Source organism: Phenylobacterium sp. (assembly GCF_004299445.1).
In the GTDB taxonomy this organism is placed as follows: Bacteria; Pseudomonadota; Alphaproteobacteria; order Caulobacterales; family Caulobacteraceae; genus Phenylobacterium.
In genome coordinates, this window is the sequence record NZ_SCTC01000074.1 from 41931 (window position 1) to 54818 (window position 12888).

Consider the following 12888-nt stretch of genomic DNA (forward strand, 5'->3'; position numbering starts at 1 on the left):
ACGGCTTCGATATCACCGCCCCTTGAACCCCGTCGCGACGAGGAAAACCTCGGAGCTGTCCTGGCGGCTGGCCTTTGGCTTGAAGTTGCGCACGTCCTTGAAGTGGACCTTCAGGCCGGCGATCAGCCGATCGGTGCCGCCGCCCTGAAAGGCCTTGGCGACGAACGTCCCGCCGGGCTTCAGCACTTCGATCGCGAAATCGATGGCCGCCTCGATCAGCCCCACGATCCGCAGGTGGTCGGTCTCGCGGTGGCCGACGGTGTTCGGCGCCATGTCCGAGAGCACCACGTCCGGAGCGCCACCCAGCAGCTCGATCAGCCTGGGCGCGCACTCGGGGTCGGTGAAGTCCATCTGCAGGATCTTGGCGGGGGGGAGAGGGTCGACCTCAAGCAGGTCGACGCCCACGATGTTTGTGACGCCCCGCAGGATCGCGATCTGGGTCCAACCGCCCGGGGCCAGCCCCAGGTCGACGACGCGGGCGCCCGGCTTGAAGAAACGGTGCTTGTCGTCGATCTCGGTGATCTTGAAGGCCGCACGGCTGCGATAGCCCATGGCGCGGGCCTTCGCCGAGAAGGGGTCGTTGACCTGGCGGTTCAGCCAGGCCTGCTGGCTGGGGGTGCGCTGCTTGGCGGTCTTCAGCCGCGCGGGCTTGCCACGCCCGCCTTCCAGGCCGCCGGTGGGCGGCTTCACCATGCGCTTGCGGGGAGTGTCGTCGGTCATTCCGCCGCAATAGCACGCTTCGGGGCCCGGCCGCGGCGGCGCTTGCGACGGCGGCGTCCGGCGCGTTCGGACATCAGCGACAGGAGGATGCCCTCACGCAGGCCACGGTCGGCCACGCGCACGCGGCTGCAGGGCCACTGTTCCTGCACGGCTTGAAGGATCGCGGCGCCCGCCAGCACGAGGTCGGCGCGATCCGGGCCTATGCAGGGCTGTGCGGCCCGCTCAGCGGCGCTGAGCGCCAGAAGGCTTCCGGCCGCGGCGTCGCACTGGTCGCGGGTCATCCAGATGCCGTCGACGCGATTCCGGTCGTAGCGCGGCAGGCGCAGGTGCATGCCGGCCAGACTGGTTATGGCGCCCGAGGTGCCCACCAGATGGGCCTTGTCGGCCTCGAACAGCGGCTTCATCGGATCGGCCCGCTTGAAGGCGGCGATTTCGGCCTTCACGTGGTCGACCATCTGGCGGAACCAGCCCTCGGTAGGAACCTCGCCTTCCGGAAAGCGCTCGGCCAGCGTGACCACACCGATCGGCACCGACAGCCAGGCCCGCACCGGCGGCGGGCCCACAGTCGGCGCAGCCTTCAGATCGACCCAAGAGAGCTCGGTGGACCCCCCGCCGACATCGACCACCAGCGCGGCCTCGTGGCGGTCGTCCAGGAGGTTGAGGCATCCGGTCACCGACAGGCGGGCTTCCTCCTGCGGCGTGATGATCTGCAGCTTGACCCCAGTCTCGTTGGCGACGCGGTTGACGAAGGCCTGACCGTTCGCGGCCATGCGACAGGCCTGGGTCGCGATGGCGCGGAACTTCACCACCTTGCGGCGACGCACCTTTTCGCCCGACACCTTGAGCGCCGCCAGCGCGCGTTCCATGGCCGCTTCCGACAGCCTGCCGCTGTGCGACAGTCCTTCGCCCAGGCGCACGATGCGGGAATAGGCTTCGACCACGCGGAAACTTCCGCCGGCCGGCGTGGCGATCAGAAGTCGGCAGTTGTTGGTGCCGAGATCCAGCGCGGCGTAGCAGACCTGCTCGCCCAAAGACCTCCCCCGGCCGTCACTCTTCGGCCCGGGCGCGCGCGGCGCCTCACTCATGGACTTGTCATTCCGTCCTACGCAGGCGCCGCCGCCCTGGGAGGCGCCTCATTTCGCAGCGACCTTAGCAAGCGTCGAAGATCGCAGGAAGACGACGGTTGAATGACGCCCGCGCGGCACTACGTTCATCTTCCAGTCAGAAGCAGGGGTTTAGATTCGCGCCTATGAGCACGCGACTCGCCAAATTCACGATCGGCCAAGTCGTCCGCCACCGCGTGTACCCGTTCCGTGGCGTGATCTTCGACGTCGATCCGATGTTCTCGAACACCGAGGAGTACTGGCTGTCGATCCCGGAGCACATCCGGCCGCACAAGGACCAGCCCTTCTACCACCTGCTCGCCGAGAACGACGACAGCAGCTACGTCGCCTATGTCTCGGAACAGAACCTCGAGCTGGACGCGACCGGGCAGCCGGTGGGACACCCGCAGGCCTCGCTGATCTTCGACGCCTTCAAGGAAGGCCAGTATCACCTGCGCCCGGGCATCGGGCACTAGCGCCGATCCGCCGCACGGCCTGCCGGCGCATGATTTTGCCGGCGTTCGTCGATTTTGAGGCCAATTCCGAACGGAACTTTCCGAGAAACGTCGCCATGCTTCGCGCATGGCCGACGATCTGAGCCTCATTCCGCCGCCCGGGGCACGCGCTGACTGGACCATCGACCAGGGCTGGGAACGCTATTCTCAGGCCGAGCACGACGTCTGGATCACGCTCTACGAGCGCCAGGCGAAGCTGCTGACAGGCCGGGCCTGCGATCCGTTCCTCAAAGGCCTGGACGCGCTGGACCTGCACCGGGCCGGCATCCCCGACTTCAGCCGCATCAACGAGGAGCTGACGAGGCTTACCGGCTGGAGCGTCGTGGCTGTGCCGGGGCTCGTGCCGGACGCGGTGTTCTTCGATCATCTCGCCAACCGCAGGTTCCCTGCCGGGCAGTTCATAAGACGCGCCGATCAGCTTGATTATCTTCAGGAACCCGACGTCTTCCACGATGTGTTCGGCCACGTTCCGATGCTGACCGACCCCACCTTCGCGGACTACATGGCGGCCTACGGTCAAGGCGGACTTCGGGCCCTCGGACTCGGCCAGCTGCACAATCTGGCGCGCCTCTACTGGTACACGGTGGAGTTCGGGCTGCTGCAGACGCCGGCGGGTCTGCGGATCTATGGCGCCGGCATCGTCTCCAGCCGGGCGGAATCGATTTTCGCCCTCGACGACCCTTCGCCCAACCGCCTGGGCTTCGATCTCGAACGCGTCATGCGCACGCCCTACCGGATCGACGACTTCCAGCAGGTCTACTTCGTGATCCCGTCGCTGCAGGCGCTTCTGGACTCCACCCTGGCCGACTTCGGCGCGCTCTATCCCCGGCTGGAGGGCCAGACGGACATCCCGATCGACGCGATCACGCCCAGCGACAAGGTGTTCACGCGCGGCACACAGGCGTATGCGCGCGAACAGGGCGCCCACGCTTCGTAGAGCCCCCTAGTAGTCCTTCCGCCACCGGATCGCGATGCGGTTGCCCGACTGGCCGGTCAGCCGCGACAGCAGCGACAGGTTCTTGCGGATCCGCCATTCCACCTGGGCCGAAGGCCCGTCGCGGCCGCCCCCCGCGATCTCGAGGTAGATGTCGTCGGTCAGGTACTTGCCGCCTGAGACGGTGACGCCCGAGGCGTCGTCGCCGCCGAACGCCAGCCGGTCGAGGCCTGCGAACGCGCGCAGGTTGCCGATGATGTCGAAGCCGCCGCCTCCGGCCAGCGACGACAGCGCCGAGGCCAGTTGCGCGGCCTCCACCGCCGAGAGTTGCGAGGCCGAGCGTCCGAACAGCACCTCGGACAGGATCTCGTCATTAGGCAGCGAGGGCGACGAGGCCAGCGTGATCTCGGGCCGGGCCGCCGTGCCGCGAATCCGCACGGTGACGGTCAGGGCCGGGTCGGTGCGGGTCGCGTCCAACTGCAGGCGGATGTTCTGCAACTGGCTCGAGAGGTAGACCACGCCGCGGTCGTCGAACTCGAACCGCTTGCCGGCGAAATCGTAGTCGCCGCGCACCACGCGGGCGGCGCCCGACAGTTCGGGTCGGGTGGTCGTTCCCGTCACCCGCGCGTCCAGCGACAGCTCCACATCGAGACCGCGCCCCCTCAGGTAGACGTGGCGGGGCGCGCGCAGTTTCACATCCATGGCCCAGCCGTCACCGCGGCGGACGCGAGGCGGCAAGGCGGCGGGCAGGTCGTCCGGGCGGTTGATCTCCTTCACGTCCATGGCGACCACCCCTGACGGGACAGGCGGATCGGCGGCTACGTCGGCGCGGTCGATGATTAGGTCGCCGGTCAGACGCACCTGACCATCGGCGGCGCGGTTGATGGTGGCCTGGCCGGTGGCCGAGGCCGTGGCGATCTCGTTGTCGATCAGCCGGAACTGGCGCAGGTCAAGGCGGAAGGTCGAGACACCGTCCCGCGCCAGGCTGACGCGGCCCTGCCCGCTCACCTGGCCGCCGCGGCCATCGACGCCGCGGGCTTCGGTGACATTGACCGCACTCTCGTCGAACACCGCCTTGAGTGTCACGTCGCGCAGGGTCAGGCCGGTGCCGCCGTCGTCGAAACGGCCCTGCTCCACCGAGACCCGTCCGGTGGCCCGGGGCGCCGCCAGCGTGCCGGCCAACGTCCCTTCCGTACGGACGAAGCCGGCCAGCGCGCGCTCGCCGCCGATGGCGATGTCCCACAGCGGGCTCACCTCGCCCTCGGCGAAAAAGCGGCCGCGCATCGGGCGCTGGCGCGCGATAGCGATCCGGAAGGGCTTGGCCGAGGCCTCGGTGGGTAGCACCAGATTGGCGTTGGCCCGCAGCCCCTGCGCGTTGTTGGTGACGACTTCCAGGGTCAGGCTCTGATCGGCCAGGGTGGCCTTCAGAACGCCATCCATGCCCAGCTCGGTGGGCGTGCCCTTGCCGCGCGCCTCGCTCAGGCGGGCGTTCAACGTGCCGGTGAGCTGCTCGCCACGCCCCTGTATCGCCAGGGTGGCGTCGATCCGGCCGTCGAGGTCGGCATTGAACAGGTTCAGGCCCATCCGGGTGACCCGCGCGTCGATGTCGGCCGCGTCGCCCCGCAGGGCCGCGTCCAGATCCAGGCGCCCCCCATCCGATCCGGCCAGGCGAACTCTCGCGCTCTGGTCAGGCCCGCCGAAGCGGAACGACGCCGTTTCGGTGGTGTGCAGGTCGCGGCCGCCCAGCGTGCCCTTCCCGTCGAAGGTGGCAAGCCAGCCGGACTGCTGGTCGTCGAGCACGCCGCGCCCCTCGGCGGTCCAGGCGCCCTGTCCTGACGAACCGCGCGCATCCACGGAGAATGGCAGCCGGCCCAGCGGGCCGTCGGCGGTCAGCCGCACCGATCGGAACAGAATGTCGGACGCGCCCTGGCGCACGTTCTGACCGGTGAGGTTCAGCGTGGCGCGCGGTCCGCCAGGCGCATCGACGATCCGCGCGGCGCCCGCGATACGGCCCGAGTCGATGAAGGCGCCCCTGGTCACGTCCAGGGTCAGATCGGCGGCCGACGGGCTGCGCGCGCACAGGGAGAGCGCGCCTTCCGCCTTGAGGCCGCCCGCGTCGACTGAAAGGTCCGTCAGGTCGACGCCGCCGCGCGGGAAGCGGAAGTCCGACCTGGCGCGGGCCGGCCCGTATTGACTGCTGGCGGTGAGCGCGACCTGCCCCGACGAGCCGTCGGCCTGGCGCTGGAAGGTGAGCGTGAGGCGGCCGTCGCGGAGCGGCAGGCGCGGAAGATCGATCTGTTCCAGCTCGGCGGTCAGGTCGAGCCGGGGCGCCGAGAGCTGACCGGTGACGCCGCCGGTTCCTTTCGCGCGGCCGGTGATTTCGACCGGGCCGGCGCGGAAGGGGCCCGTCGCGGTCCAGTCGGCTTTGAACGCCAGACGTCGGTCGCGCTCCATCACGCCCGCGGCGCTGGCGTCCAACGAAGCGCCGTCCAGGTCGGCCTTGGCCACGGCCAGGCGGCCCGCCTGCCAGTTGGCCTGGACCTCCAGGCGCGGCCTGGGCCCCAGCAAGCGGTCGAGCTCGGCCATGCCGACGGCGAACCTGTCGCCCGTGGCGTCGGCGGTAAAGGTCCAGGGGGCTCCCGCGCCGGCCTGTGTCGCCGACCAGTCGAGGCTGGCGCCGCCAGAGGCGCCCAACCGCGCCTCGGCGAGGTTCGACAGCTGGGCCTTGCCCTTGAAGTTCAGGCCGCCCAGCAGGCCCCGGCCGCCGCTGGCCTGCACCTTGAGGCCCCGCCCCTTCAGATCGAGCGACGTCATCAGGAACTGCCCGTTGGCCAGGCGCTGGCCTTCGAAGTCGGCGGTGGGCGCCCCGCCAAGGAACGTCGCCACGAACCCGGAGCCTCGCCCGCCCGCGCCCGCCAGCCGGGCCTTCAGGGCATAGCCGGCCTTGCTGCGCGACAGGCTCAGCGGCCCCGAGATCCGCGCCAGCCCGTAACCGCCCAGTTCGGCTTCCGCGACCATGCCCGAACCCGCAAACACCCAGTCCGAGCCGTCGGCTGTGATGGCCCCAGTGATACGAGCCGGACCCATCTTCGGGCCGCCAGTGATCCGCGACAGTGAGCCCGCCTGTGCGTCCAGCCGAACCTGACTCAGTCTCCGCTTTCCCAGGTCGCCGGGTCCCCAGGCGTGCAGGCTCAGCGCATCGGACGCCAGCCTGGCGTCCAGCGCATAGACCCCGGGGCCGGTCCTGCGACCGGTCACCCCGAACCGAACGTCGCCGCCGAACCGCTGGGCAAGGCCTGTCGTCAGCCGCGACGCCGTGAGCAGGATGCGCCCCGACGCCTCCCCGCCCCGCGGGTTCCAGGCGCCGCTGGCGACGAGGGGCGACGCCGCGCCCGATGTGGCCTTGGCGGTGAAGCGGCCCTGTGAGGCGGTCCCATCTGCGCGGATGTCGAGGCCGAACGGTCGGTCGGGCGCGAGCCCGATCGCGCCGGCCAGGGCGCCGCCCCGCGCCTCCTCGGCGTCGGCGACCAGCCTCAGAGGCCCCACTCCCCCCAGGGCGAAGTCGAGCTCCAGGTGATCGCCGGGGTGCAGGACGCTCTTGGCGCTGAGCTTTCCTGATCGCCGGCCCCCGCGCTCGAGGTCCAACGCCAGCCGCATGTCGTAGACGCCGCGCGTGTAGCTGAACGCGGGTTCCATCGTCAGGCGGCTGCGGATCTGGTCGATGTGAAACGACACCGGCAGGCCGCGATCCTTGCCCTTGGGGGCCAGCGTAGGCCTCCGTAGGACACGAACGCTGTCGGCCTCGATCAGGTCGGCGTCGAACCGCCGCCTCAGGAGCTCCAGGTAGCGCCAGGACACATGGACGTTTCGGGCCTCCAGCCAGATGCCCTGTTCGTCGCGAATGGTCAGCCGCGCCACGCGCGCGTCACGCCAGATGTCTCCCGACAGGCCCTCGATCTTCAGCCGCCCGAAGCGGCCGATCTTCAGGCCGTCGGTCCGGGCCTCGATCAGTATCCGGGCCTGAGGCAGGAGCACGCCGTAGCGCAGCGTGGCGACGCCCAGCAGCAACAGCGCCAGCAGACCCAGCGCGACCGCCGTGATCGCCTTCGGGATCGCCGAGCGCTTCAGCGCCGCCGGGATGGCGGGCGAGGTGTGGGGGTCCGAGCTCAAAAGCTCTGACCAATGCTGACGTAGACCTGGAAGGGCGCTTCGCCGCGCCGCTTGACCACCGGCGTGGCGACGTCGATGCGGATCGGCGCGAAGCCCAGATTATAGCGCACGCCGAGGCCCGCCCCGACCGCAAGGTCCATGAAGTCGATCGGACCCGACGAGCCTACGGCCCCGGCGTCCACGAAGGCGGCGAAACCCCACTTCGGCGTCAGGTCGCGCCGCACTTCGAACGACGACTCGAACAGGAAGACGCCGCCGCGCGGTGTGTTGTCGGCGAGCCGCGGGCCCACCGCCTGGTAAGGAAAGCCCCGCACCGAGCCTCCGCCACCGGCATAGAAGCGCTGCGAGGCCGGGATCTGGTCGACGGTGCCGTTCAGGATGCGCCCCAGCCGCAGCCGACCGGCCAGCACGGTGCGGGCCTGCTTGTCCAGCGACTGGTAGTACGAGCCCTGAGCCACAGCACGCAGGTACGGCAGGTTGGTGTCGCCCAGGATCAGGGTCGGCTCCAGCCGCGCGCTCAACTTCCAGCCGCTGGTGGGGTTGAGCGGGTCGTTCGACTTGTCGAGCAGCAGGTCGCCCAGCGTGCCCACCGTGATGAGGTCGCGGCCCAGCGATGTGAGCGTCCCGGCCTTCAGCTCCTCGGTCTGGCTATAGTCGAGCGAGCCGCCCACCGTCACATAAGAGGTGCGGCCGTAGCGTCGGGTGACGTCGGCTTCCACGCCGACCCCGGTCTCGTCGTAGGCGTCGGTGCGCACGCGATAGGCGGCCGCGGTGGTCTTCAGCGTCTGCTGCGGCCGTCGCCAGTGAGGCAGCGAGAGGTCAGCGCCCACACGGCTGTCGCGCGTCGAGACCTGGCCGAACAGCGCCGAGGTGTCGGCGCGGCGGAAGCGGTTGTAGTGCGTCCAGCGCGCGTTCACGCCCAGGCCGTCGGCGGTGTCGTAGCTGGCGCCGGCCTCCAGGGTGTGGCGGGCCCGTTCGGCGACGCTCACGACCACCGGACGCAGGCCCTCGGACGTCGCCTTCTCGGGCGGCGCAAGGGCGACGGTGACGCTGTCGTAGACGCCGGTGTCCAGCAGCCGGCGCTCCAGTTCGGCCACGTCCTTGGGGTCGTAGATCTCGCCCGACTTCCAGGGGGCGAGGCGATGCATCCAAGCGGACCTTGTCCGCAGGCCCGGCGTGACGTCCAGCCCGTCCAGGCGCACCAGCCGCCCGGCGGCGATCTTGTAGGTCGGCCTTACGGTGAAGTCGGCGTGGTCCACAATGACCTCGCGGGGTTCCGAGACGACGTCGGCGTAGCCGCGCTCCTGCATCGCAGCCACGGCCCGCCCTTCGGCGGCCACCACATCGCCCGCGCGGCCCGGAGCCCCCGGGGTCAGCGCCAGCGCGGCGCGGGCAGCCTCCTCGGCTTGGGCGTCGGGCTGCTCTCCCTGCCAGTCGATGGCGGGGGCGGCCAGGTTGAAGCGGCGCCCTGGGACGACGCGAACCAGCGGCGCCGGTGGATCGGTTTCACTGACCTCGGGCTCGACCACCGCGGCGTAGTAGCCTTCGGAGCGCAGGACGGCGATGGCGTCCTCGGCGGCGGCGCGGGCGCGTCGGCGGGCCTCGAAGCGGTTCTCGATGGGTCGGTCGGTCTCGCCCACGACCCGTTGGATCGTCGCGCGCAGGTCGGCCGGCATATCGCCCTGGATCACCGCGCGAGGTTCGGCGGCTGCGGCGGGGCTGCAGATGGCCGCCGAGACGGCGGCGGCGTAGAGCAGTCGACCCAAGCCACGAATCCTCAGGTTTAGCCCCCGCCCCAGGATTAGCCGTGCGAGGCAGATGTGTCATCCGACGTGGGCGCCCAATTCCTAGGCAGTCTCAGCCCGCATCTCTTGCGCGGACCGAATTTGAGGGCCCGGCTATCGGCGGGGCCCTAAGCGTCCTACAGATTTGAAGTCTGTACGGCGGCAAGCGTGGAATCGATCGTGAGCGTGAAGCGGGACGACCCGGCCCTGGAAACGCCTTCTCCGGCGGCGGTTGCGCCGGCCACGCCCTACGACGAGATGCTGACCCCCGACGGCCGGGTGCGCCCGCACTACGCGGCTTTGGACGCCCGGCTCTCTACCCTTTCTCCCGACGAGCTGGCCGAGCGGCAGCGGACCCAGGAGCGGTTCTTCCTGCTCCAGGGCATCACCTTCACCGTCTACGGCGCCGAGAGCTCGACCGAGCGGATCATCCCCACCGACATACTGCCGCGCATCATCGCGGCGGCCGAGTGGGCGCGCATCGAAGCCGGCCTGACCCAGCGCCTGCGCGCGCTGAACATGTTCCTGGCCGACATCTACTCGGAACAGCAGATCCTGATGGACGGGGTGGTCCCACGCGAGTTGGTGCTGAACGCGCCCAGCTATCGGCGCGAGATGCAGAACCTCTACGTGCCCCACAAGGCCTACGCCAACGTCTGCGGCTCGGACCTCATCCGCCAGGAGAACGGCGAGTTCGCGGTGCTGGAGGACAACCTGCGGGTCCCGTCCGGCGTCTCATACATGCTGGCCAACCGTGAAGCGTCGCGCCGCGTGTTCCCGGGCACCTTCCGCGCCTCGGGCGTGCGCTCGATCGACCGCTATCCCGACCTCTTGCTGACCACGCTCAAGAGCATGGCGGCCGATTGGCGGCCCAATCCGCAGGTCGTGGTGCTGACGCCGGGAGTCTACAACTCAGCCTACTACGAGCACGCCTACCTGGCGCGGCTGATGGGCGTGCCGCTGGTTGAGGGCCGCGACCTCGTGGTCCACGACAACATGGTCTACATGCGGACCACGACGGGCCTGCGGCGGATCGACGTGATCTATCGACGGGTGGACGACGACTTCATCGACCCCCTCACCTTCCGGCGCGACAGCTCGCTGGGCGCGGCTGGCCTGTTCAACGCCTACCGGGCCGGCAACGTGGTGATCTGCAACGCGCCCGGCACCGGCGTCGCCGACGACAAGGCGGTCTATGCCTACGTCCCGGAGATCATCAAATATTACCTGGGCGAAGACGCGATCCTCCCCAACATCGAAACCTACCTTTGCCGCGAGAAGTCCCAGCTCAGCCACGTGCTGGCCAACCTCGACAAGCTGGTGGTCAAGGCGGTGGGCGCGTCGGGCGGCTACGGGATGCTGGTGGGCCCGCATTCGACCAAAGCCCAGCAGGCCGAGTTCGCCGAGGCCCTGCGCGCCGACCCCGAGAACTACATCGCCCAGCCGACCATCCAGCTCTCGACAGCCCCCTGCCTGATCGATCACGCCGTCGAGGCCCGGCACGTCGACCTGCGGCCGTTCATCCTCTCGGGCGAGAAGATCGTGGTGACGCCGGGCGCTCTGACCCGTGTGGCGTTGAAGAAGGGATCGCTGGTGGTCAACTCCAGCCAGGGCGGCGGCTCGAAGGACACCTGGGTGCTCTCCGACGGCAAGGGTGACCGCACATGATGCTGGCTCGGGTGGCGGACAGCCTCTACTGGATCGGGCGCTACGTGGAGCGCGCCGAGCACATGTGCCGACTCTCGGACGTGATGCTGTCGGCCACGCTGGACCGGTCGGAAGCGGCCTCCCAAGTGGCGCGGATCGCGCTGTCGGCGGTGGGCGACCCCGACGTGGCCAAGGCCAAGACGCCCTATGACGCGGCGCTGGCGCTGGCGCTGGACAAGGACGACGACGGCTCGATCATCTCGTCGATCTCTCGGGCCCGCGAGAACGCGCGGCAGGTGCGCGACCAGATCACCACCGAGACCTGGGAACGGCTCAACCTCATCTACCTGCGCATGACCGACCCCGACGCGGGCAAGTCGTTCGCCGAAGGCAGCCAGCTGTTCCTGCACGACACCATCGCCGACCTGCACCTGTTCAAAGGGGCCGGCGACGCCACCATGAGCCACGGCGAGGGCTGGAGCTTCCTGCTCCTGGGCGTCTATCTCGAGCGCGCCCAGCTGATTGGGTCGTTGCTGGAAGTGGTGTTTGGCGAGGGCCGCCGTCGCCGTCCGGTGGGCGATCACTTCGCGCTGACCAGCGTGCTGCGCATGGGCTGCGCGCTGGAGCCCTATCTGCGGGTCTACACGGCCGAGATGCAGCCTCGCTACATCCTGCAGTTCCTGCTGCTGGACGAGGACTTTCCCCGCTCGATCCGCTTCTGCACCCAGGAGATCGAGTCCCATCTGTCGGCGATCATCCGCCACGCGGGCATGGCGGGCAGCGTCGGCCCCGACCGTCTGGCGGGCCGCCTGCGGGCCCGCCTGCAGTACGCCGACCTGGACGAGATCGAGGTGCAGGGCGCCAGCGCCTTCCTCAAGAACGTGCTCGACGAATGCGCCGCGATCCACCGCAGCCTCTACGACGCCTTCGTCGCCTACTCCCTCGAAGACCGGCTCCCGGCCTAAGGATATCGCAGCGTGCTTCTCGAGATCCGCCACGTCACCCAGTACCGCTACGCCGTCCCCGTGCGCGAGAGCGTCATGGAGATCTGGATGCAGCCGCAGAAGAGCATCCGCCAGCGGCTGGTGAGTTTCGACCTGGACCTGGAGCCGGCCGCGCAGGTGTTCAGCTACGCCGACAGCTTCGGCAACGCCGTCTACCATTTCGACGTGCCGCATCCGCACGACAAGCTGAGCATCACCGCCCGCGCGGCGGTGGAAACCCAGGCGCCCACGCCCGTGCCTGAGAACCTGGACCAAGGCGAATGGGACCGGCTTCGCTCGGATTTCCTGCGGGGCGAGTGCTTCGACTTCCTGCGCCCCCATGGCTTTGCGCGCGAGAGCGAGGCGCTGCACAAGTATATGGCCGATCACGATATCGACGGCCTTCGCGGACGCGATCCGCTGTCGGCCCTGAAGGCGCTGAACCAGACCATCTACGACAGTTTCGGCTACGAGGCGGGCGTGACGCGCGCCGACAGCCCGATCGACGACGTGCTGAAGGCCAGGAAGGGCGTCTGCCAGGACTTCGCCCACGTGATGATCGCCATCTGCCGGTCCTGGGGCATCCCGGCGCGCTACGTGTCGGGCTATCTGTTCACCGACCGCAAACATGGCGACCGCTCGGACCCGGACGCCACCCACGCCTGGGTCGAGGTATTCCTGCCCAGCCTCCGCTGGATCGGCTTCGACCCCACCAACAACACACCCGCCACCGAGCGCCACGTGGCGTGCGCGGTCGGCCGCGACTACTCCGACGTGCCGCCGTCACGCGGTGTCTACAAGGGCGAGGCCGACAGCCAACTCGCAGTGGGCGTCACGGTGCGCAAGGCGCGCGCCGCGATCAGCGAGCCTGAGTTTCTGCGCGTCTCCGCCATGTCGCGCGGCGGTGGCCAGGCCAACCGCCGGGTCCAGGGCGCCGCACAGCACCAGCAGCGCCTTCACCAGATGCAGCAGCAACAGCAGTAGGGGCGCTGCGGCGGGAGAGCGCTCTTGCGATGACGCTCTGACCCACCG

9 protein-coding genes are annotated in these 12888 nt (G+C 69.4%); 5 read left to right on the top strand and 4 right to left on the bottom strand.

Annotated elements, in window-relative coordinates:
* Positions 1-12: 12 nt before the first annotated feature.
* Together EPN98_RS20430 and EPN98_RS20435 are read right to left on the bottom strand one after the other, a co-directional pair.
* Positions 13-720 (bottom strand): RlmE family RNA methyltransferase, encoded by a 708-nt coding sequence (locus EPN98_RS20430; protein ID WP_293364776.1) that lies wholly within the window; start codon positions 718-720, stop codon positions 13-15.
* Positions 717-1805 (bottom strand): Ppx/GppA phosphatase family protein, encoded by a 1089-nt coding sequence (locus EPN98_RS20435; RefSeq protein WP_293364777.1) that lies wholly within the window; start codon positions 1803-1805, stop codon positions 717-719. Before EPN98_RS20435 ends, EPN98_RS20430 begins: the two co-directional genes overlap by 4 nt.
* A 164-nt stretch (positions 1806-1969) precedes the next feature.
* Between EPN98_RS20435 and hspQ the strand changes: the two genes are divergently transcribed.
* Entirely contained in the window at positions 1970-2299 is a 330-nt protein-coding gene (gene hspQ / locus EPN98_RS20440) for a heat shock protein HspQ (protein ID WP_293364778.1), read from the top strand.
* 106 nt (positions 2300-2405) lie between these two features.
* Positions 2406-3275 carry a phenylalanine 4-monooxygenase gene (gene phhA / locus EPN98_RS20445; RefSeq protein ID WP_293364779.1) on the top strand — a complete coding sequence of 290 codons (870 nt, stop codon included), beginning with the start codon at positions 2406-2408 and terminating at the stop codon, positions 3273-3275.
* A gap of 6 nt (positions 3276-3281) precedes the next feature.
* Here the strand turns inward: phhA and EPN98_RS20450 are convergent, their stop codons facing one another.
* Together EPN98_RS20450 and EPN98_RS20455 are read right to left on the bottom strand one after the other, a co-directional pair.
* Entirely contained in the window at positions 3282-7442 is a 4161-nt protein-coding gene (locus EPN98_RS20450; protein WP_293364780.1) for a translocation/assembly module TamB domain-containing protein, read from the bottom strand.
* Positions 7439-9208 (bottom strand): autotransporter assembly complex family protein, encoded by a 1770-nt coding sequence (locus tag EPN98_RS20455; protein ID WP_293364781.1) that lies wholly within the window; start codon positions 9206-9208, stop codon positions 7439-7441. Before EPN98_RS20455 ends, EPN98_RS20450 begins: the two co-directional genes overlap by 4 nt.
* A gap of 276 nt (positions 9209-9484) precedes the next feature.
* On the opposite strand from EPN98_RS20455, the gene EPN98_RS20460 reads away from it, so the two are divergent.
* The 3 genes from EPN98_RS20460 to EPN98_RS20470 are packed head-to-tail and all read left to right on the top strand — an operon-like array spanning position 9485 to position 12840.
* On the top strand, positions 9485-10894 hold the full coding sequence (locus EPN98_RS20460; protein ID WP_293364805.1) for a circularly permuted type 2 ATP-grasp protein: 1410 nt from the start codon (positions 9485-9487) through the stop codon (positions 10892-10894).
* Positions 10891-11838: an alpha-E domain-containing protein gene (locus EPN98_RS20465; protein WP_293364782.1), complete on the top strand. Its 948-nt coding sequence runs from the start codon at positions 10891-10893 to the stop codon at positions 11836-11838. Before EPN98_RS20460 ends, EPN98_RS20465 begins: the two co-directional genes overlap by 4 nt.
* Positions 11839-11850: 12 nt before the next feature.
* On the top strand, positions 11851-12840 hold the full coding sequence (locus tag EPN98_RS20470) for a transglutaminase family protein (protein WP_293364783.1): 990 nt from the start codon (positions 11851-11853) through the stop codon (positions 12838-12840).
* The last annotated feature ends 48 nt before the right edge of the window (positions 12841-12888 follow it).

What these genes read in the sequence shown, in the direction of transcription:
- EPN98_RS20430 (WP_293364776.1), bottom strand. Translation starts at nt 720, where the DNA reads ATGACCGACGACACTCCCCGCAAGCGCATGGTGAAGCCGCCCACCGGC.
- EPN98_RS20435 (WP_293364777.1), bottom strand. Translation starts at nt 1,805, where the DNA reads ATGAGTGAGGCGCCGCGCGCGCCCGGGCCGAAGAGTGACGGCCGGGGG.
- hspQ (WP_293364778.1), top strand. Translation starts at nt 1,970, where the DNA reads ATGAGCACGCGACTCGCCAAATTCACGATCGGCCAAGTCGTCCGCCAC.
- phhA (WP_293364779.1), top strand. Translation starts at nt 2,406, where the DNA reads ATGGCCGACGATCTGAGCCTCATTCCGCCGCCCGGGGCACGCGCTGAC.
- EPN98_RS20460 (WP_293364805.1), top strand. Translation starts at nt 9,485, where the DNA reads ATGCTGACCCCCGACGGCCGGGTGCGCCCGCACTACGCGGCTTTGGAC.
- EPN98_RS20465 (WP_293364782.1), top strand. Translation starts at nt 10,891, where the DNA reads ATGATGCTGGCTCGGGTGGCGGACAGCCTCTACTGGATCGGGCGCTAC.